This window comes from Exiguobacterium sp. BRG2 (assembly GCF_031844245.1).
Classification (GTDB): domain Bacteria; phylum Bacillota; class Bacilli; order Exiguobacteriales; family Exiguobacteriaceae; genus Exiguobacterium_A.
In genome coordinates this window covers 102,236-121,525 of record NZ_JAUZUW010000001.1, presented here as the reverse complement: position 1 = coordinate 121,525, position 19,290 = coordinate 102,236, and the positions used below count along the sequence as shown (strand labels likewise).

The following is a 19,290-nucleotide window of genomic DNA, read 5'->3' as shown; positions in this document are numbered from 1 at the left end:
ACTTTTAACGAGTGCTAATTACATCTTTTACTATAAGGAATTGTCCGCCCGATGTCAACTGAATTACGTGTCCCTTTGAACAGTTTCCCATTCTGCGATACAGTGAAACAAAGAATGGAAAGGATGAATCGGATGATTGAATTATTGGCAATGGCGGGAGTCTTTGTCTGGCTGTTCATCGCGGTCATCGGAACGACTGCGTATTTTTTAAGGAAGTCGAAAAAATGAGAGAAGCGGTGTTCCACATTTGGGAAACACCGCTTCTCTCATTTTCATTGATTTCAGTTACTCTTATGTCATTGTACTTGCGCTTCGCCGATGAACTCTGCAAAGACTTCGTTCGCTAGCGGAATTCCGGCTGGCGTCAAACGGATATGTGTCTCCGTCTGCTCGACGAGACCGTTTGGCAACAACCGTTTCATGACGTCACCAAATACATCTTCAAACGCTACTCCATACTTCGTCCGGAAACGCTCGAACGATACGCCATCCTTCATTCGAAGGCCGAGGAACATCTCTTCTTCCATCCGCTCAACGTTCGTCAACGGCGTCTCTTTTCGAACCGGTAACCCTTCTGCCTTGATATAGTGCGGAATCGGTGCAATGTTCGCACGACGCGTCTGATTGATGTAGCTATGTGAGCCTGCACCAAATCCGTAGTACTCATCGTTTTCCCAGTAGACGCGATTATGACGACTCTCTTTTCCTGCTTGCGCGAAGTTCGAGATCTCATACTGTGCATAACCACCTGCTTCGATCGTATCGATCATCACTTGATACATCTCTGCCTCGAGATCTTGCGTCGGTAGCGGTAGCTTTCCTTTTCGCTCTTGAATCGCAAAGACCGTATGCGGTTCTAAAATCAATGAATAAGAAGAGATATGGGTGATCGGCAATTGAAGTGCCTGCGTGACATCGTAGCGGACCTGATCGAGCGTCTGATTCGGTAATCCGAACATCAAATCAACGGAGATATTATTAAATCGTTTCGCTGCTGCGTCGAGCGTCTGGGCGACTTTCGCTTCCCGGTGCGTTCGACCGATGCGTTCGAGCAAACCATCGTCAAACGATTGGACACCGAAACTGACACGATTGACACCACCTGTCTTCATAATATCAAGTTTCTCTTCCGATACACCGTCCGGATTCGACTCGACCGTGTACTCTAAATCATCGCCTGTCAGTGGCAATAAGTGTCTCTGGATGATTTCCATCAAACGTTGCATCTGTGGTTCATTTAAAGCAGTTGGTGTTCCGCCACCGATGAAGATCGTCTCGAGATGGTCCGTCGGGTATTGTTTCAACGTCAATTCGATTTCGCGTTCGAGGGCATCGAGGTATTCATCGACGGGCTGATTCTTTAAAAAGACTTTATTGAAATCACAGTAGTAACAAATATGTTCACAAAAAGGGATGTGGACATATGCGGCGCGTATTCCCATTTCGCCTCATCCTTTCTCTATAAAAACCAAAAAGGGGACGCAAGCGCCCCCCACCTGTTTAATCTTCGTCCATGGATAGAACGGACATGAAGGCTTCTTGCGGTACCTCTACTGAGCCTACCATCTTCATGCGTTTCTTACCTTCTTTTTGCTTCTCGAGCAACTTCCGTTTCCGAGAGATGTCTCCCCCGTAACATTTTGCGAGAACGTTCTTACGTAATGCTTTGATCGTCGAACGCGCGACGATCTTCGTTCCGACTGCTGCCTGAATCGGCACTTCGAACTGCATCCGCGGAATCAATTCCTTCAGCTTATCAACGATGACCTTTCCACGTTCGTACGCGAAGTCACGGTGAACGATGAAGCTAAGCGCATCGACGTTTTCGTTATTAAGAAGGATATCCATCTTGACGAGACGCGACTGTTGGTAGCCAATCAATTCATAATCAAGTGACGCATATCCTTTTGTACTCGATTTCAACTGATCAAAGAAATCGTAGACGATCTCAGACAACGGCAATTCATACGTGATTTTGACGCGTGTCGTATCGATATATTGCATATCGACGAATGTTCCACGCTTCTTCTGACACAACTCCATGATCGCACCGACGTAATCATTCGGTGTCATGACGGCAGCCTTGACGAATGGTTCTTCAATGAATTCGACTTTTTGCTGATCCGGCATCTTCGATGGGTTATCGACATGCAAGACTTCACCTGCTGTCGTCGTCACGTGGTAGATAACGGACGGTGCCGTCGTGATCATATCGATGTTGAACTCACGTTCGATCCGCTCCTGAATGATTTCCATGTGGAGCATCCCGAGGAATCCACAACGGAATCCGAATCCGAGCGCTTGTGATGTCTCTGGTTCGAATTCGAGCGCTGCGTCACTGAGTTGTAGTTTTTCAAGTGCTTCTCGTAAATCATTGTATTTCGCAGCATCGATTGGATAGAGTCCACAGTATACCATTGGATTCATCTTCCGGTATCCTGGCAGTGCTTCAGTAGCTGGCTGTTTCGCGAGCGTAATCGTATCCCCGACACGTACGTCGCCGACCGTTTTGATCGAAGCAGACAACGTCCCAACATCACCGACTGTCAATTCTTGCTGACGTAATGGTTTTGGTGTCGCAACGGCAAGCTCCAGAACCTCAAAGTCCTTACCTGTCGACATCATCCGAATCTTGTCGCCGACCTTAACTGTTCCGTTGACGATTCGAATCGATGCTACGACACCACGGTAAGCGTCATAATAGGAGTCAAAGATCAATGCTTCGAGTGGTGCAGACGGATCACCCGTCGGCGCTGGTACTTTCTCGACGATTTGTTCGAGAATTTCTTCAATGCCGATCCCTGCCTTCGCAGAAGTCGGAACGGCTTCAGACGCATCAAGCCCGATGACATCTTCGATTTCTTGACGGACGCGTTCGACATCCGCAGAAGGTAAATCGATTTTGTTGATGATCGGAAGGATTTCGAGATCGTTGTCGAGTGCTAAGTAAACATTCGCAAGCGTCTGCGCTTCGATGCCTTGCGCCGCATCGACGACGAGGACAGCTCCTTCACAAGCTGCAAGTGAACGTGAGACTTCATATGTGAAGTCGACGTGTCCCGGTGTATCGATGAGGTGAAGAATGTAATCTTCCCCGTCTTTTGCTGTATACTTCAATTGAACAGCATTCAGTTTAATCGTGATGCCACGCTCACGTTCGAGCTCCATGGCATCAAGTGTCTGATCTTTCATTTCACGCGATGTCAGCGCGCCAGTTTTTTCTAAAATCCGGTCAGCGAGTGTCGACTTCCCGTGATCGATATGGGCAATGATCGAGAAGTTACGAATACTCTTCTGCCGCTTTAAACGGTCTTCATTCGTCATGTTTAGAGTCACCTTACCTTATTTTCAAACGTACATACGGTTCATTATACCAAAAAGCGCTTCACTGTACTATCTCGTTTTGCTTTACCCGAAAAACAAAATGTGAAGATTCCCTAGACGTCGTATTGCTTTTAAGAAAAACGTTTGCTACAATTGTGTTTGTTCTGTTGAACGATAACTGCAGATATGCGAATATAAATCTCGAATGAGTTTTATTGGAGGTGAATCATCCATGGCTAACATTAAATCAGCAATCAAACGCGTTAAAACAGCTGAAAAACGCCGCGTCGCTAACGTACAACGTAAATCGGCAATGCGTTCAGCGATTAAAGCAGTCGAAACTTTCGCAGCTGAAGGTAACAAAGACCAAGCGGTCCTTGCTTTCGCTACAGCTTCTAAAAAAATCGACAAAGCTGCTGCTAAAGGTCTCATCCACAGCAACAAAGCTGGTCGTGACAAATCACGTCTCGCTAAACTCGTAAACGCACTTTAATTCTTTCCGAAGAATACGGTGATGGGTCGCCACTAGGAGGTATCTCCAGTGGCGATTTTTTTATATGATGTGAAATGGCGGACGAAGGACTCGTGTGAAACGATTCCTTCGTCCGCCATTTGTTGTCCTATTTGTCGTTTAGACGGTCGATCATGACATAGTGAAGACCGATTCCTTCAATCATGAAAGGCTCTCCGACGCGCTCTAGTCCAAGACGCTCATAAAAAGGAAGTGCCGTAATGCGGGCGTTACACCACCAAGCTGTCACTTGTCGTTCTTCCAAGAGACGACGGGCTTCTTCAATCAGCGCCCGACCATACCCTTCACCACGCACTTGTTCACTCGACGCCATTCCACGAAGTTGGTACGTTGCTCCTGGCGCTTGTGCATGTGATTGTTCCGAGAAACTACCGATCGCGACGATTTGTTGTGCTTTTACCCCGCCGAGATGAAACGTCGAGGCACGCGCATCGTCTGGATAAACACACGCTTCACGTGGTTGATGAGGACGCAACACTTCATGCCGTAATGGGATGACTTCTTCTGCTGTAATGAGCTGAACTTTCATGTTTGATTTCCTCCTCTTATAACGTCGCTAAGCGAACGATCAACGCATCAAATAAAATTTTCTTATCACCGCGCCCCGTCTTCATGCCTTCATCCGTCGTCGTGATGGCGATGAGTGCTTGCTCGAGCTGCGCAAACGTAAACCGCTTCGCAGACTGTAATGCCAATTTGATCGCATATGGATGAGCTCCGACTTTTGATGCGATTTGTCGTTCTCCGTACCCTTGTTCTGCTAATCGTTTCGATAACAGCATCATCCGGTATTGGCGTGCCATCAGTCCAAGAAGTGCCAACACTTCCTGTCCTTGTTTTTCTAGGTCGCGAATCAAGCGGATTGCCGGTTCGAGTTGACGCTTCATCAAGTAGTCCGTTAATTGAAAGACGTTGTCCTCTAATGTCCGCGGAACCAACAAATCGACATCCTCGATTTCGATCGTCGGGCGATCTCCTGCGAACAACATCAACTTCTCCAGTTCGTGCGCTAATGTCCCCCACATCTCAGCAGTCAAGAAAATGAGTCGCTCGATTGCCGGACGTTCCATCCGATATCCTTTGTCGTTAACAGCATCCAGAACGAAGCGGAACAACTCTTCGGTCGTCGGTTTTTTTGCCTCTAGTACCGTCGCGCGCTCCTTCAATCGTTTGACGACGGTTTTTCGTTCATCGAGCTTTTCTGCTTCGACGATCAAGACAACGACCGCGTAGTCTGCCGGTTGTAGGATATAATCTGCTAACCGTTCGAGGTTATGTTGTTTTTTATCTTTCGCTCCTGTCAGAAACGTTGCCGGTTTTGCAACGACGACACGGTAGTCGCTTAAAAAGGGTACCGTTTCCGCTTCATCGAGTACTGCATCAAGCGGTTGGTCGTTCAAATCGATTTTCATATAATCAAAGCGTTCTCCGTCTGGCAGAGCCGCTTTCACGATTTCACGTTCCCATTCTTCTAACAAGTGTCGTTCTGTTCCATATAATAAGTATAAATTCGTTAATTTTCCGTTGACGAGCCAAGGAGTTTTCATCATTCCCACCACATTTCACAGTTTGTTCTTAACTTCATCATAGATAATCCTCTTTTATTCCGCTATACTAGAAGCGGAATCTATTAAGGGGGAATGCAGCATGGCACATTCAGTACGCCCACCAAGTGAAAACGCGTTCGAGAACGATATTCAATCAAAACGCAACGATGCGCTCGACTCTGCCGTTGGTTTTGGTGCATCATTCGGCTTCTTCGCAGTCTTGTTCATCATCGGTGTCGCAATTAAGTTCTTAAGTCTATAATCAGTAAAACAGCAACCTTGGGGGGTTGCTGTTTTTTTATTTTATCATAGGTTCACAGCCCGCTGAAGAACAAGTTACACTCCCATCCTCATCCGTTCGAAAGACGATCCGATTTGTTCCGATTCGTTCGAGGACGTCCGGATGCGGATGCCCGTATCGATTTTTTCGCCCGACTGACAAGATGACAATCTTCGGATTCGTCTTTTGCAAGAGTTCTTCACCGGTCGATGTGTTCGAACCATGATGTCCTGCTTTTAGAATATCGATCGGACCAATCGTTAACTCGTCCTCGATTGCTAGTCCAGCGTCACCAGTCAGTAAAACACGTTGCTTGGCGATCTGCGCAAGTAATATGATAGACCGATCGTTCTCTTCTTCTTTTCGTTCAGTCGGTGCAAGCACTTGCAACCAAGGACGAATCGTTTGCCCCTTTTGTACGAACTCGACACGCGTCCCAGTTGCTTCGATCGAACGAATCAAAGCGTTTCGCTTCTCATCCGTGTTGTCATACGCCCCTAAATAAATGGTTTTCACGCGAACTTGACGCAGTAATCCTAGCAGTCCACCGACGTGATCATGATCAGCATGCGTCACGATGAGACCGTCGATTTCTGCTTCTCCTCGTGTGAATAAAAAGGGCGCGACGATATGACTACCCGGATCAAACGGACGGAGCAGTGGATGCGTCGTTTGCTGATAAACACCACCTGTGTCTACGACGAACGTCTCTCCTGCTTTCTCAAGTACGATACTATCCCCTTGTCCAACATCTAAAAACGTGATTTGTTCAGGTACGCGCCACTCGGTGTAGCCCCATGCCGTAAGTAAAAGAATCAGCGGGAGAGCATGCCCCCACCATCTCCGCTCAGCAATGAACCATGCGATTCCTGTTCCGACAACGACGATTGTCAAGACGATCGGAGAAAATGCTGGAACGGCAACCATTGCTAGCGGCAGATCCTCCGCCAGTCGTAACGCTTGATCCATCCATTGAATCGCGTACTGATGCGCGATTTGAAACGTTGAACGAATCGGTAAGAACGGGAGGGTCGCAAGAATGAACGATCCCGGCAGAATCACCCATTCAATCCAGCTACCAATCAATAGGTTTAACAATGGCGACCAAATTGAAACCGTCGTCTGTTCAATCCCCTGTAAAAAGAGGAGGGTTCCAAACTGTGCCCAAGCACTGATCAGCAGCCAGTTCCAAGGACGACGAACCGAACCCATGAGTCGTCTCGACAGCACAAGAAACAGCGTCAGCCCGACCGTCAATTGAAATCCGATATCGTAAATGACAGTTGGTTGAATCGCTAATTGAAAAGCCGCGACCCCCGCAATGACCTCGACCGGATCTAACGGTTTGTGGAAACGACGACCGAGCAACAGAATGATCGCGACAAGCACAGCCCGAGTGACTGGAGGACTCCACTCCGTCAACCATCCGTAAATCGGCAGTAAGATCAGAACGATATCAAGTCGTTTTTCTTTTGTCATTCTGATTTTTCGTAAGACATACAGCAGACTAAATACTAAAAAAGCGATATGTGATCCTGAGATGACGATTGCATGTAATAAGCCGAATTTCTTAAACCGTTCGAGCGTCACTTGATCCATTAGTCGATCCTCACCAAACACAAGCGCTTCGACGTAGAATGCTTGCTTTTGTGGTAACAATTCTTCGATCCGTTTTAGCCATACTTCACGTACCCGTCTTCCTTCTGCCGCATACCCAGGTGTCCGATGACAGGAATCAAATGAACGGACTTCCCACTTTCCAGCGTAACGATGTGTATGCATGAATTGCTGTTCATCAAACCCTCCCGCATTCGATTGTTGGCGGACATCGAGCGGTTCCGTATTTATGCGACAGGAGTGCCCGATTCGTTCGTATCCCGTCTCTTCTTCTGCAATCGTTGCCGTCAATAGAATCGATTGACCGTTACTCTCTGCCTCATAACGAATTCGATCTCCATTACGCTTCCCTGACAAGATGTCAACAGACGAGACGTCGTGCAGTTCAGGTGACAGATGACCCATTCCGATGAATAGACAACTCAGAATGAACAAGAAGAAAAGACGACCGATTGAAAAAGACCATGACTTCATGATCGCAAAGAGCATCAGGAACACTAACCACCAGATCGATTCTTTGATGGCGACAATGAATAAAAGGACGAACAGCGCATGAAGTGGCATCAGTAGACGATCAGGTAGGATTTAAGCGATTCTAACGTCTTTTCCCCAAAGCCCTTCACATCGCCGAGTGATTCATACGTCGCAAATCCTCCCTTCTCCTCACGGTAGGCCAAGATCGCTTCTGCTTTGGCAGGACCGATTCCCGGAACCTCCATCAATTGTTCCGCCGTTGCCGCATTGAGGTCAATCAATCCTTTCGGTATCTCTGCTTTTGAGCGTTTCGTTGGTTTTGGCTGATCTTTCGTCTTTTTTACCGGCACGATGACTTCCTGTCCATCAATGAGGCGTGCCGCGAGATTCATTTGTCGAATGTCAGATTTCGCAGTCGTCTTTGCTTTTTCGATTGCATCCTTCACTCGATCACCGAGGTGGAATTGATAGGGTCCAGGTGCTTCTACCGCCCCTTTCACATCGACCATGATGAGTTTGTCACGAATCGAGGTATCCTTTTCTGCTGGCTCTGCTTTTGCCTCTTGTTGTTTATCCGTTAAGGACGGTTGATCGACCATCGCTTCATTCGAACAAGAGGGTAATGGTACGAACAATAAAATGATGAGTAGTAGGACGACGACGAGACCTGCGATCTGTTGTAAACGTGGAACGGTCAAGACGAATCCCTCCTTTTCCTACGACTCTAACAGGTCGCTACGGACTTCAGGAAACGAAGGAATACGTACTAACCACTCTTTTACAACACGATACGGTATGTTATGTCGGATGAAGGTCATATCATCCATACCGTTACTTTGAATTAGCCTCTGTTTGACGAACAAAAAATCCGTATCCTTCAAGCAACACGAACGTGTATCGCTTAAAGAAGACGGATGAGATCACTTTTACATTTTTTCAGCAACGAAGAAAATCCGCTCGGCTGTCTCAGAAGGAGCATCCGGTCCAAAATCGCCAGTGACCGCGAGAACCCGGAATCCTGCGTCGCGTAACCATGTTACGTATTGTGCTGGAGGATATGTCCGCTGATGATGCGTTTCATCGACACGCTCATAACGACCGTCCTCCTCCTCGATGAAGAAAGTCAGCTCATGGACGACAGAAAGCGGTGCTTCACCAGGATCCGCGAACCAGATATATGAACTTTGCTCCGCATGTGTCGCGTACGTCTTTCCATTGAACAACGTCTCCATCTTGTAAGGAGAGTGTGTATCAAACAAAAGACGTCCACCCTCTTTGAGGATTCCTGAAACATGTGTAAACGTCTGTCTGACATCCTCTTCCGTCCGGAGATAATTCAAGGAGTCGCATAGGATCGTCACGGCATCGACAGGTGTCGGCAATTCGATTTCGCGCATGTCTTGCGCCCAGAATTGAATAGTCAATCCCTCTTCCATCGCTTTTTCCTGTGCGACTTCGAGCATCTCTTCCGATAAATCGATCCCGAGCATCTCATAGTGTGCCGCTAATGCAAGCGTCGCCGTACCCGTTCCACATCCGATATCAGCAATCGTACTTCCAATCGGAACGTATGCTTTGACCCAGTCAACCCATTGATCGTAAGGGACGTCTTGCATCAATTCATCATAGATGTAGGCGAACTGTTCGTATGCCATTAGTTGACCTCGACTTCAACCTTTGGAGCATCTGCCCATAGTTTTTCGAGGTTATAGTAATCACGATCGTCACGGTGGAAGACATGAACAACGACGTTTTCAAGATCCGCCAACACCCAACGTGCCGCATCGAATCCTTCGAGGCGTTTGATCGGCAGGTTATGTTCGTGCGCGACTTCTTTGAGTTCACGCGCGATCGCCTGTACTTGTTTTTCTGAATTTCCTTCACAGATGACGAAATAGTCGGCAACTGGTGAGATGCTCGACATATTCAGGACGACGATATCTTCAGCACGTTTATCGTCGATGGCATTTACGATTAATTGTAATTCTTGTTCGACTGTCATAGGACGGTCCCCTTTCGTTTGGCCGCGACGAAGGCATTATAGGTCTCAATCGTTCGCGGAAAGATGATAGCTTGTTTCGTACATAAAAAATGAATCGTCTGACTGAGTGTTGCGATGACGGCGTCCGTCAAATCCTGCTCGGCTACTTCACGAAGCGCTTCGACACCCGAATAACTACGATTCGGCTCAATCGCATCCGCCACGAAGATGATTTGATCAAGTAACGGCATACCAGGTGCCCCTGTTGTATGATTCGCGATGGCTTGATAAATCACGTCTGAATCAAGACCAAGTTCTCGACGCACAAGCTCCGCACCCACTGGCGCATGAAGTAGTTCGTCATCATAGTCGAGTAAGATCCGTTGATTCAATTCAACGGCAATCGAACGCATCTCATTCGTATCGCGGTATTTTGCATAATCATGGAGCATGGCAGCAAGTGTTGCTTCTTCTTCGTCAACACCATATTTAAGAGCCAAGTGTCGTGCCGTCTCGACGACACCTAACGTATGCACATAGCGTCGCTCAGGCAATGTGTTTTCAATGATTTGACGTGCTTCTTCAAGGCGCATATAGATTCCACTCCTCAATCCGTTGTCGAACGGCTTCCGGTACAAGATAGCGAATGCTCCGTCCGCGCGCGACCCGTTGCCGGATATCCGTCGAAGAAATTTCTAACAATGGCATATCGACCGCTTTCACACGGGCACCACGCGGAATCAGATACCGACTGCCCGGTCGAGCGACGGCACCAAAGACGACTTCCTCGTATAACCGTTCGGCTTGATACCACGTATCGAGACTCACGAGTGAATCTGCGCCGATTAGAAACAGAAACTCATGCTCCGGGTATCGGTGCTTGAGTGCACGAATCGTATCATACGTATAGGAAGGTTCTTTTCGCTCAAATTCAATCGCAGAGACAGAGAAGGCAGGGTTCAATGCAATTGCTTCTTCTACAAGACGGAGACGCTTAGTTGCGTCTGTGACAGTACGTTGTTTATGCGGTGGTACATTCGCTGGTAAAAACCAGACCGCATCAAGTTCGAGTTGTTCCTGCGCTTGTTCGGCAATCAGGAGATGACCGATATGCGGAGGGTCGAACGTTCCGCCCATCAGTCCGATTTTCATCGTGGCAATTCGAGCGTCTTGTTCTCTTTTGATTCTTTATAGAGAACGATGACTTTTCCGATGACTTGAACGAGTTCAGCATTAGTTCCTGCGACGAGTTCTTGTGCGACATCCTTTGGTGCGTCCGCACAATTTTGTAGTACTTGTACTTTCAAGAGTTCCCGTTTTTCAAGGGCATCCATCAAATCAGCACACATCGCTTCGCCGACTCCATTTTTACCGACTTGGAAAATCGGGTTTAGATCGTGAGCTGTCGCGCGTAAAAAACGTTTTTGTTTACCTGTTAACATGATTAAAACTCCTCCAATTGCTTTCGTATCACCTGCTCGCCAAGTGCGAGATCAGGTGCTTGTCCGGTGAAGCGTTCAAATGCTTCAGCCGCTTGTAAGACGAACATCGGGACGCCGTCGAGTGTGTCGAGACCTTTTTCAGTCGCTTCACGCAATAGACGGGTCGGCGTCGGTCGATAAATAATATCACAAATCAAAGCGTTCGTCTCTGTCAATTCGATCGGACGTGCTTCGACATGTGGCGCCATCCCGACAGAAGTCGTATTGATGATGACGTCGTAACTCGTTAAATCAAATGTTTCGTGCCATGGCAAGACGTGTGTTCCGAATTCATCGGCAACCACCCTAGAGCGTTCTTCTGTGCGGTTCGTGAGCGTCACATCTCCCGGTAGCGCAGCAATGATTCCTCGCGCTGCACCGCCCGCACCAAGGACAAGTGTCTTTTGAAATGACGGACGACGTTCTGTCAACGCACGGACGAATCCGATTCCATCTGTATTCGCACCAATCAACTGCCCATTCTTCCAGTATACCGTGTTGACGGCGCCCGCTTTTTGAGCTGCCGGCTCCAGCCGATCCAGGAACGGAATGATTGCTGTCTTATGGGGAATCGTCACATTGATTCCATCTAGCTGATGTGTACGTAATTTTGTAATGATTCGTGGCAATTCATGCTCCGTTACATCGATAAGGTCATAACAGCCGAAAAGCCCAGCCGCTTCCAGCCAAGCTGTATGCAGCTCAGGTGAAAGTGAATGGGCAATCGGATGACCGATGACGGCAAAGCGCATCAGACGAGCGCCTCACGTAAGGATACAGCGACACCTTTCGGGGCGTAAGCAGCGACACGTCCACCTTTTCCGTGAACCGCAACCCACCCGAGTCCACTGAAGACGATATCCGTCTTCATGTTATCGCGGAGGCTGAATTCATGACGGACAAGCGGCGGTAGCATCTCACGCGTCTTTTCGTTTGGCGGAGACAACAGCTCACCGTTGTGGTTCGCGTATAAATCGTCTGCCTTTTCAAGCTTCGTCCGGTGAACTTTCAATTCGTTCGACATGTAGATGACGAATGAACGCTTGTTCCCTTCCATATAGTCCAATCGTGCAAGACCTCCGAAGAAGAGTGTCTGTTGCGGATGGATTTGGAAGACTTGTGGCTTGATCTCTTTTTTCGGTGTAATCAGCTTCAAGTCCTTTGCATCAACATAGTGAGCCATCTGGTGATGATTGATGATCCCCGGTGTATCATACAGGTTACAGTTATCGTCGAGTGGAATGTCGATCAAGTCGAGTGTCGTTCCTGGGAAGTGACTGACCGTGATGACGGCTTCATCTTCTTCACCGAAGCGTTTGATGACTTGGTTGATCAGTGTCGATTTCCCGACGTTCGTACAACCAACGACATAGACGTCGCGGCCTTTTCGATAATAATCGATTTTTTCAGCGAGTTCATCGACTCCGTGCCCCTTTTTCGCACTGATCAGATGAACGTCGACTGGACGTAATCCAAGTTCTTTCGATGCTTGACGCATCCAGTTCATGAGACGGTTCGGGTTGAGTGACTTCGGTAATAAATCGGCTTTGTTCCCGACGAGTAAGACATCGTTTTTACCGACGAACCGATGTAATCCCGGTAACCAGCTTCCATTAAAATCGAAGATATCAACGATTTTAACGACAAGTGCATCTTTTTGACCGATTCCGTCTAAAATTTTAACGAAATCATCGTCCGATAACGATACATCTTGAATTTGATTGTAGTGCTTTAATTTAAAGCAACGTTGGCAAATGACCATTTCACGATCAAGTGCGGATTTAGGTGCGTATCCTGGTGCTTTCGTGTCTTCCGTTTGAATGGCGACACCACAACCAGCGCAGTGGATTTCTTCGATCATATTATGTTGAGCCGCATGCGGGAACGATATCCCTTCTCTTTTCACCGTAGCGCCCTGCTCGCTACTCCAAGAGCGTAACTTCCGACCTCTCGCCGTACATGTTGCGACTGCTGCCTTCCCTTTCATCTACCGATCTGACAGGGTTATTGTTGCTTATCCTGACGAAGTGTTTCGATCGGATGCTCCAGTGCAGAAGGATCTTCCTTGACGCGTTGTGTCAATTTATAGATTCCTTTGCGTTTCATCCGGTGGAAAATGACACGTTCCATCAGGCGATTGAATTTCGTGACGACACCGTCCGTCTTAACGACGGGTTGAACGTGGATGACTTCGATTCCAACGGAGTTTGCACCGAGTACATCCGTGAAGAGTTGGTCTCCTAAGAAGACGACTTCTTTCGCGTGATAGCCGAATTCCGTCAATGCCCGTTTAAACCCGATAGGAAGCGGTTTTCGAGCAGGCGCAATATAATGCAGTCCGAGTGGATCCGCGAACTTCTTGACGCGGTCTCCGTTATTGTTCGATACGATGATGACGTCAAAACCATATTGATTATTCACCATATCCAGCCAAGCAACCAATTCGTCTGGAGCATCTGCGATATTCCATGCGACGAGCGTATTATCAAGATCGGTCAAAATAGCTTTGACACCGTTTCGTTTGAGCATTTCAAGGTCGATATCGTAGATCGAAGCCACGAAATGTTTCGGATAAAGTCGTTTGAACAAGAATAAAACCTCCAGATAATGGTCTAGCTCTATAGTTAAGTTTAAGAAACAGTTATGCTCTTATCGTTCGATTATAGCACAATCAGGTAGCAAGAGCGACGCACAAAAGAAAACGGAAGGCGAACCTCCCGTTTTCTTAATAATACCGAATCCACAAATAGAGTTGGGATAGGATCAACGTTACGATCGTGATCGGTGCTCCGTAAATCAAAAAGCGCATATAGGTGAATTTTTCACCTTGTCGTGTCGCAAGACCCGCGACGATGACGTTTGCCGATGCACCGATCAATGTCCCGTTACCACCGAGACATGCACCGAGTGCGAGGGACCACCATAAAACATCCACTTTCGCATCTGCTGGTGTAAGTCCGATCCCAGCAGCGACATCATTGATGAGCGGGATCATTGTCGCGACAAACGGAATGTTGTCAATCGTCGCACTCGCGATACCGGACAACCAAAGAACAGCAGTTGCTGTCGTCTGAATGTCACCGCCTGTCAGATCAATCGTCTTCTCCGCAAGATATCGAATGATACCTGCTTCCTGAATTCCACCAACAAGTACAAATAGTCCGGCGAAGAAGAAGATCGTCGTCCATTCAACACGCGCAAAGATTCCTTCCAGCTGATGATCGTTTTCAATCGTTAGCAACATCAGGACGGTCGCTCCAAGAATTGCGATCGCTGGTGCTTCGAGATGGAGTCCGATTCGATCAAGCATCGGATGCAACACGAAGAGTGCAATCGTACTAACGAGTACGACACTACTCCGCGTGACGAGTTTTCGACTGACAATATAACTCTTTTCATCGATTTCCATCAATTTTTGTCGATCTTCTGCCTCGACGTGCAGTTGCTTCCGGAAGACGAAGTACAGAATGCCGATCGTCACGACCGTAATGATCAGGATGATCGGTGCAAGATTCAGCAAAAAGGCATTGAACGTTAAGTGTGGATTCGCGGCACCGATCATGATGTTCGGTGGGTCGCCAATCAAGGTCGCCGTCCCACCGATGTTCGCAAATAATACTTCGGCGAGCAAGAACGGAAACGGCGCGATTTTAAGTATCTTTGTAATCGAGAAAGTGATCGGAACGATCAATAAGACTGTCGTGACGTTATCCAAAAAGGCAGATCCAAGTGCCGTCAATGCGGATAATAGAATCAACACTTTGATTGGGTCTCCTTTTGTTGTCTTCGCCGCACGAATCGCAATATATTCAAACAATCCAGATTGATTGGCAATCGTAACGAGAATCATCATCCCAATTAATAAGACGATTGTTCCCCACTCGATGTATTCAAATAATGCAGTCTCGAGATCCACAATGCCGACGATGACCATCGCGAGCGCTCCAAGCAAGGCGACGATCGCCCGGCTTACTTTTTCACTGATGATGAAGCCATAGGTCACTAAAAAAATGATAAGTGCGATATATGTCTGGACCTGTGTACTTCCGACTTCTGCTAATGCCATTGCCGGCATGATTCATTCCTCCTAAACGTAAGGAGACGCCCCGAACGGGCGCCTCGCTCTCATGAATGCCATTGTCCGAGGCGTTGCCCCATTAAAACTGGTCCAATCGCTTGACTGTCTAACGTCAATGCCTCTTTCGGACAAATCAGGACGACCGTCGAACCGAATGAGAAGTATCCAAACTCATCCCCGCGACGAAGGTCCTTCGACTCGTTCGTCCGAACGATCGAGTTGACGTTCAGTGCGCCGACCATGACATGTTCAAGTGCATGTTTTCCTTGGACGATACGTGTCACGCGACGATAATTCCGTGTCAATGGACGAAGCGCATGTGTGAGACCGATCTCATTCACCGGTGCCGAATCCCGACCGAGCGTATAACTGGTCCGGACCGTTCCGTCCATCGGTACATGGACACGGTGGTAGTTTTGCGGACTCAAGTAAAAGATCATCACACGTCCCCCGACATATTGCTGTGCTTCATGATGGGAACCGAGTAACTCGGATACCGTATACGATTGTCCTTTGACGGTAAAGCGGCTATCAGCCGTCAAGTCGTCAACGACAGACAATATACCGTCACATGGACTGACGAATGCGCCTTCTGATTGATCAATTGGTCGCATTTCCGGTTTGACATGACGAATGAAAACGTCATGTAAACTCGAATACGCTTCTAAATTCCGAGTCGCTTCTGCCATATTCAAATCATATGCCCGAACGAACGGACCGATAAACGGACGACTGATACGGCTCATCGCAAAACGTTTCAGTTGTTTGGCAACAAGCGGGTGTCCATTTAACTCGAACACGCGAGAGTAGAACCATTTTTTAATCATTGAGATCACCGGATGATTCTTCTTTTGAATCCTTTACTTCTTTTCCAGCAAAGAACTCTTTGTAGCTGTCTTCTGTTTGTTCACCAGCTACCCGTCCGACTTCCTTACCGTCTTTAAAGTGAACGACAGTCGGTGTACCCTCGATGCCAAACGTATCCCAAGCCGACTGTTCGACAGCAAGATCGATCTGTTCGAACGGAATGTCTTGTTTTTCACCAAGCGGAACAAGATATGGTTTTACTTTTTCGCAGTGCACGCATCCCGTTTGATAGAAATACGTATAGAATTCGTCACCGGATTTTACTTTATCTGCGACTTGTGTAGCTGTTAGATTGCCATTCTTCGATGCGGAATCATCACGATCCGTGAAGACGAGCAGTAATCCTCCAACCAATACGATCAAGGCGATGACTCCCGCTGTAATCCAGTTCGCCTTGGATTGCGGTTTTTTCGTGTTTTTTCGTTTCGACTTCTTTGACACGTCTATCCCTCCGTCATTCTGGTATAAGCCATTTTTTCTGAATCATTATAGCATGACCATTCGCAAGAATCGTATCGATTTGCAAAGCGTCATCAATCAGTAACAGATCAGCACGTTCTCCGGTCGCTATCCGCCCACCCGAAACGCCATATGCATCCGCGACATGCCGCGTGATCGTCGAGATTGCCTGATCAAAAGCAACACCACGCTCTACTGCATCGCGTACGGCTTGCATCAAGGAAGAGGGTTTTCCTGTATCGATTCGCACTAATCGACCTACATCATCAAACGCCGGAAGACTTGCGCCAGCGTCGCTCGACATCGTGATCTGCTCGGGTGGGATTCCCGCTGCTAAAGCACGAGCAACAGCCTGTCCTGCTGGAATCTCGCCTTCCGCAATGAAAGTTTCCGTCGTACACGTCGTAAAATCGATTCGACCTCCCCGTTTCGCCCAAGCGAGTCCCGCCTCAAAAATCCGTTCACTCCGGTTGATATGCGTCGGAAGGAATTGTCCGATAGGGAGGTCCGTCGTATCAATCACCTCATGTAACAGATCGAGCCCTTGTTTCCCGTCTCCAATATGGACGTTCATCGTTCCCGACACTCCTTTGACCATGCCGGCGATTCGAGCCTCTGATGCTAATCGCGCGAGTTCATGGGCAGTCGGCTGTGTCGATCGGTGATCATTGATGGCAATCTCTCCGATGCCAATCACTTCATTGATGAGGACGATATCATGCCCTGTCGAATGTGTCAGGAAGACGGGTGGCACCATGTAACTTCCGCTCAAGAGAAAGGGACGAATACCGAATGCGGCATATCCTCGTATGTGTGCCAGTAGATCAATTCCGGTTCGCGTCCAGCCATCTGTTCCGAGCAATCCGATGACTGTCGTGACACCGCCTTCGAATATGTCACGAACAGTCAACGGAGCCGTTCGTGTCGCAAATCCGCCTTCCCCTCCTCCACCAATTGGATGTAAGTGTCCGTCGATGAAACCAGGAACTAGCCGTTTGCCGCGACCATCAATTCGGTGTGTAATCAGTGCTTCATCTATGGTGTAGGAACCGATTCCGATGATCTGATTTCCTGCTATGTAGACATTTTGCGGCATCTGTTGCCACATGACCTGTTCGATGACGATCATCGCTCATTCCTCCTTAAGACAAAAAGCGAGCCTATCGTCCAAGTGACGATATCTCGCTTTTCCTTATTCTGCCTTAGTCCCTTGACCAAGACCTAAATCTTCATTGACGGCATCGAGTGCGAAGACGACAAGTGAAGTGACGACAGACATCGCTGTCGCGAATCCAAAGCTATACGATACTGCATCAACCGCTGATACGATGAACACGGCTGTGTTCACGAGTAAGAATGACCAAAAGAATGTAACGAGAAAACGCATGATTTCCCCTCCGTTTCCATAACGTACTATAGAGTTATCCTACGATTTGTAGTATACCATTTTTTAATCTAAGCAACAGCTTTTCTCTAATTTTTTCAAGCGCTTTCTTTTCCTTGAAAAACTTACTCGTTTCATACGAAGGACAATCGCTTCATATGATACAGTAGAATTAACGAAAAGAAAGCGGAGGATTTCATCATGACCCGTCACTTAATTGCTGTCGATCTCGACGGCACCCTTTTAAAGGATGATAAAACGATCAGTGTGGCGAACATCGCTGCGCTTCAACGTGCACGTGCAAACGGTCACGAAGTCGTCATCGCAACTGGACGACCATTTCGTCACGCCAGGAAATATTACGAACAGCTCGGTTTGACGACACCGATCGTTAATTTTAACGGTGGTCTCGTTCATCACCCGCAGAATGTTCATTTTGAAGTCCAGCACCATCCGATTCCACTCAAGACCGTCCAACATATTTTGGAATCCGTCGCTGAAACAAAGACACAAAATATCGTTTGTGAAGTCACGGATCATGTCTATTTTCAATATGATCCAGTCGGTATCTACGAATTTTATACCGATCATGCCTTGTCTGTCACAACAGGAGATTTACGAAAAGTACTTCTTCACGAACCAACGTCACTTTTGATTCATGCTAAAGGAGAACATGTCGATGAGATTCGTTCCGAACTATCTGGTGTCCATGCTGAGACAGTACTTAATCGTCAATGGGTGAAACCTGAATTCATGGTCGAAGTGATGCGAAAAGGTACAAGTAAGGCGGTCGGTCTTGCTCACATCGCGCATCATCTCGGAATTGATTCCCGACAGATCGTCGCGTTTGGTGATGAGGAAAATGATTTAGAGATGATCGAATATGCTGGACATGGTGTCGCGATGGGTAATGCCATCCCTGCGCTGAAACATCTGGCAAACGGCACGACGAAGCGAAACGAGGATGACGGGATCGCGTATTACTTGAGACACGTACTTGGACTCACATGAAAACAGATAAAGAGGCTGACTCAAAAAAGAATGACGCGTCTTTTCACGCCCTTTCCTCAGGCGAGACACAAGCCAGTTTTCCTGCTTCGTTGGAGCAGAAAAGCGGGTCTTGTTCGTCTCTGACAGCGCATAAATGCGCTTGTCCCTGTAGGAGTGGCGTGTGACGCGTCATTCTTTTTGTTACGAGATAAGGATGGCAGATCATCATTCTGCCACCCTTATCTTTGTAGAGACTGACTTTTGAGTCAGCCTCTT

General features: G+C 47.6%; 22 protein-coding genes. 3 read left to right on the top strand and 19 right to left on the bottom strand.

The genetic code is table 11. The annotated features are described in order from the left end of the window. Positions 1–296 precede the first annotated feature (296 nt). Together hemW and lepA are read right to left on the bottom strand one after the other, a co-directional pair. Positions 297–1,442, bottom strand: coding sequence for a radical SAM family heme chaperone HemW (gene hemW / locus Q9R23_RS00640; protein ID WP_483867089.1), 1,146 nt, complete (start codon positions 1,440–1,442; stop codon positions 297–299). Positions 1,443–1,500: 58 nt separating this feature from the next. Next, the gene (gene lepA / locus Q9R23_RS00635; RefSeq protein ID WP_214854783.1) at positions 1,501–3,324 is read right to left on the bottom strand and encodes a translation elongation factor 4; all 1,824 of its coding nucleotides are present in this window, start codon (positions 3,322–3,324) and stop codon (positions 1,501–1,503) included. A 232-nt stretch (positions 3,325–3,556) separates the two neighbouring features. Between lepA and rpsT the strand changes: the two genes are divergently transcribed. Further along, positions 3,557–3,817: a 30S ribosomal protein S20 gene (rpsT, locus tag Q9R23_RS00630; RefSeq protein WP_023467434.1), complete on the top strand. Its 261-nt coding sequence runs from the start codon at positions 3,557–3,559 to the stop codon at positions 3,815–3,817. Between the two features lie 127 nt (positions 3,818–3,944). On the opposite strand, the gene Q9R23_RS00625 is transcribed toward rpsT, so the two are convergent. Both Q9R23_RS00625 and holA read right to left on the bottom strand, forming a co-directional pair. After that, positions 3,945–4,385: a GNAT family N-acetyltransferase gene (locus tag Q9R23_RS00625; protein ID WP_311246245.1), complete on the bottom strand. Its 441-nt coding sequence runs from the start codon at positions 4,383–4,385 to the stop codon at positions 3,945–3,947. A gap of 16 nt (positions 4,386–4,401) precedes the next feature. Then, positions 4,402–5,403 (bottom strand): DNA polymerase III subunit delta, encoded by a 1,002-nt coding sequence (gene holA / locus Q9R23_RS00620; protein WP_214854778.1) that lies wholly within the window; start codon positions 5,401–5,403, stop codon positions 4,402–4,404. Positions 5,404–5,503: 100 nt separating this feature from the next. Between holA and Q9R23_RS00615 the strand changes: the two genes are divergently transcribed. Next, positions 5,504–5,665, top strand: coding sequence for a YqzM family protein (locus tag Q9R23_RS00615; protein ID WP_023467431.1), 162 nt, complete (start codon positions 5,504–5,506; stop codon positions 5,663–5,665). A gap of 36 nt (positions 5,666–5,701) precedes the next feature. On the opposite strand, the gene Q9R23_RS00610 is transcribed toward Q9R23_RS00615, so the two are convergent. From Q9R23_RS00610 to Q9R23_RS00540, 15 genes are all read right to left on the bottom strand, one after another. Further along, positions 5,702–7,864 (bottom strand): DNA internalization-related competence protein ComEC/Rec2, encoded by a 2,163-nt coding sequence (locus Q9R23_RS00610; protein ID WP_311246244.1) that lies wholly within the window; start codon positions 7,862–7,864, stop codon positions 5,702–5,704. Further along, complete coding sequence (locus tag Q9R23_RS00605) at positions 7,864–8,472, bottom strand: helix-hairpin-helix domain-containing protein (RefSeq protein ID WP_290755112.1); 609 nt, start codon at positions 8,470–8,472, stop codon at positions 7,864–7,866. The genes Q9R23_RS00610 and Q9R23_RS00605 overlap by 1 nt, the downstream gene beginning before the upstream one ends. Positions 8,473–8,700: 228 nt before the next feature. Beyond that, positions 8,701–9,429 (bottom strand): class I SAM-dependent DNA methyltransferase, encoded by a 729-nt coding sequence (locus Q9R23_RS00600; RefSeq protein ID WP_214854775.1) that lies wholly within the window; start codon positions 9,427–9,429, stop codon positions 8,701–8,703. Continuing rightward, positions 9,429–9,776 carry a ribosome silencing factor gene (rsfS, locus tag Q9R23_RS00595; RefSeq protein ID WP_023467427.1) on the bottom strand — a complete coding sequence of 116 codons (348 nt, stop codon included), beginning with the start codon at positions 9,774–9,776 and terminating at the stop codon, positions 9,429–9,431. Before rsfS ends, Q9R23_RS00600 begins: the two co-directional genes overlap by 1 nt. Then, complete coding sequence (yqeK, locus tag Q9R23_RS00590; RefSeq protein WP_035409306.1) at positions 9,773–10,348, bottom strand: bis(5'-nucleosyl)-tetraphosphatase (symmetrical) YqeK; 576 nt, start codon at positions 10,346–10,348, stop codon at positions 9,773–9,775. Before yqeK ends, rsfS begins: the two co-directional genes overlap by 4 nt. Then, positions 10,338–10,907 carry a nicotinate-nucleotide adenylyltransferase gene (gene nadD, locus Q9R23_RS00585; protein WP_035409307.1) on the bottom strand — a complete coding sequence of 190 codons (570 nt, stop codon included), beginning with the start codon at positions 10,905–10,907 and terminating at the stop codon, positions 10,338–10,340. Before nadD ends, yqeK begins: the two co-directional genes overlap by 11 nt. Then, positions 10,904–11,197: a ribosome assembly RNA-binding protein YhbY gene (gene yhbY / locus Q9R23_RS00580; RefSeq protein ID WP_023467424.1), complete on the bottom strand. Its 294-nt coding sequence runs from the start codon at positions 11,195–11,197 to the stop codon at positions 10,904–10,906. Before yhbY ends, nadD begins: the two co-directional genes overlap by 4 nt. Positions 11,198–11,199: 2 nt before the next feature. After that, positions 11,200–11,988, bottom strand: coding sequence for a shikimate dehydrogenase (gene aroE, locus Q9R23_RS00575; RefSeq protein WP_214854769.1), 789 nt, complete (start codon positions 11,986–11,988; stop codon positions 11,200–11,202). Then, a complete protein-coding gene (gene yqeH, locus Q9R23_RS00570) occupies positions 11,988–13,097 on the bottom strand; it encodes a ribosome biogenesis GTPase YqeH (RefSeq protein WP_023467421.1) in 1,110 nt (369 codons plus the stop codon). Before yqeH ends, aroE begins: the two co-directional genes overlap by 1 nt. A 143-nt stretch (positions 13,098–13,240) precedes the next feature. Continuing rightward, the gene (locus Q9R23_RS00565) at positions 13,241–13,825 is read right to left on the bottom strand and encodes a YqeG family HAD IIIA-type phosphatase (RefSeq protein ID WP_290715730.1); all 585 of its coding nucleotides are present in this window, start codon (positions 13,823–13,825) and stop codon (positions 13,241–13,243) included. A 136-nt stretch (positions 13,826–13,961) separates the two neighbouring features. Further along, positions 13,962–15,302 carry an ArsB/NhaD family transporter gene (locus Q9R23_RS00560; protein WP_214855936.1) on the bottom strand — a complete coding sequence of 447 codons (1,341 nt, stop codon included), beginning with the start codon at positions 15,300–15,302 and terminating at the stop codon, positions 13,962–13,964. Between the two features lie 59 nt (positions 15,303–15,361). Further along, entirely contained in the window at positions 15,362–16,141 is a 780-nt protein-coding gene (locus Q9R23_RS00555; protein ID WP_311246372.1) for a phosphatidylserine decarboxylase, read from the bottom strand. After that, complete coding sequence (locus Q9R23_RS00550) at positions 16,134–16,622, bottom strand: thioredoxin family protein (RefSeq protein ID WP_214854767.1); 489 nt, start codon at positions 16,620–16,622, stop codon at positions 16,134–16,136. The genes Q9R23_RS00555 and Q9R23_RS00550 overlap by 8 nt, the downstream gene beginning before the upstream one ends. 13 nt (positions 16,623–16,635) lie before the next feature. Further along, positions 16,636–17,769: a beta-aspartyl-peptidase gene (iadA, locus tag Q9R23_RS00545; protein WP_311246243.1), complete on the bottom strand. Its 1,134-nt coding sequence runs from the start codon at positions 17,767–17,769 to the stop codon at positions 16,636–16,638. A gap of 63 nt (positions 17,770–17,832) precedes the next feature. Further along, the gene (locus Q9R23_RS00540) at positions 17,833–18,027 is read right to left on the bottom strand and encodes a YjzD family protein (protein ID WP_035409317.1); all 195 of its coding nucleotides are present in this window, start codon (positions 18,025–18,027) and stop codon (positions 17,833–17,835) included. 198 nt (positions 18,028–18,225) lie between these two features. On the opposite strand from Q9R23_RS00540, the gene Q9R23_RS00535 reads away from it, so the two are divergent. Further along, on the top strand, positions 18,226–19,035 hold the full coding sequence (locus Q9R23_RS00535; RefSeq protein ID WP_214854762.1) for a Cof-type HAD-IIB family hydrolase: 810 nt from the start codon (positions 18,226–18,228) through the stop codon (positions 19,033–19,035). Positions 19,036–19,290 lie beyond the last annotated feature (255 nt).

What these genes read in the sequence shown, in the direction of transcription:
- hemW (WP_483867089.1), bottom strand. Translation starts at nt 1,442, where the DNA reads ATGGGAATACGCGCCGCATATGTCCACATCCCTTTTTGTGAACATATT.
- lepA (WP_214854783.1), bottom strand. Translation starts at nt 3,324, where the DNA reads ATGACGAATGAAGACCGTTTAAAGCGGCAGAAGAGTATTCGTAACTTC.
- rpsT (WP_023467434.1), top strand. Translation starts at nt 3,557, where the DNA reads ATGGCTAACATTAAATCAGCAATCAAACGCGTTAAAACAGCTGAAAAA.
- Q9R23_RS00625 (WP_311246245.1), bottom strand. Translation starts at nt 4,385, where the DNA reads ATGAAAGTTCAGCTCATTACAGCAGAAGAAGTCATCCCATTACGGCAT.
- holA (WP_214854778.1), bottom strand. Translation starts at nt 5,403, where the DNA reads ATGAAAACTCCTTGGCTCGTCAACGGAAAATTAACGAATTTATACTTA.
- Q9R23_RS00615 (WP_023467431.1), top strand. Translation starts at nt 5,504, where the DNA reads ATGGCACATTCAGTACGCCCACCAAGTGAAAACGCGTTCGAGAACGAT.
- Q9R23_RS00610 (WP_311246244.1), bottom strand. Translation starts at nt 7,864, where the DNA reads ATGCCACTTCATGCGCTGTTCGTCCTTTTATTCATTGTCGCCATCAAA.
- Q9R23_RS00600 (WP_214854775.1), bottom strand. Translation starts at nt 9,429, where the DNA reads ATGGCATACGAACAGTTCGCCTACATCTATGATGAATTGATGCAAGAC.
- rsfS (WP_023467427.1), bottom strand. Translation starts at nt 9,776, where the DNA reads ATGACAGTCGAACAAGAATTACAATTAATCGTAAATGCCATCGACGAT.
- yqeK (WP_035409306.1), bottom strand. Translation starts at nt 10,348, where the DNA reads ATGCGCCTTGAAGAAGCACGTCAAATCATTGAAAACACATTGCCTGAG.
- nadD (WP_035409307.1), bottom strand. Translation starts at nt 10,907, where the DNA reads ATGAAAATCGGACTGATGGGCGGAACGTTCGACCCTCCGCATATCGGT.
- yhbY (WP_023467424.1), bottom strand. Translation starts at nt 11,197, where the DNA reads ATGTTAACAGGTAAACAAAAACGTTTTTTACGCGCGACAGCTCACGAT.
- aroE (WP_214854769.1), bottom strand. Translation starts at nt 11,988, where the DNA reads ATGCGCTTTGCCGTCATCGGTCATCCGATTGCCCATTCACTTTCACCT.
- yqeH (WP_023467421.1), bottom strand. Translation starts at nt 13,097, where the DNA reads ATGATCGAAGAAATCCACTGCGCTGGTTGTGGTGTCGCCATTCAAACG.
- Q9R23_RS00560 (WP_214855936.1), bottom strand. Translation starts at nt 15,302, where the DNA reads ATGGCATTAGCAGAAGTCGGAAGTACACAGGTCCAGACATATATCGCA.
- Q9R23_RS00555 (WP_311246372.1), bottom strand. Translation starts at nt 16,141, where the DNA reads ATGATTAAAAAATGGTTCTACTCTCGCGTGTTCGAGTTAAATGGACAC.
- iadA (WP_311246243.1), bottom strand. Translation starts at nt 17,769, where the DNA reads ATGATCGTCATCGAACAGGTCATGTGGCAACAGATGCCGCAAAATGTC.
- Q9R23_RS00540 (WP_035409317.1), bottom strand. Translation starts at nt 18,027, where the DNA reads ATGCGTTTTCTCGTTACATTCTTTTGGTCATTCTTACTCGTGAACACA.
- Q9R23_RS00535 (WP_214854762.1), top strand. Translation starts at nt 18,226, where the DNA reads ATGACCCGTCACTTAATTGCTGTCGATCTCGACGGCACCCTTTTAAAG.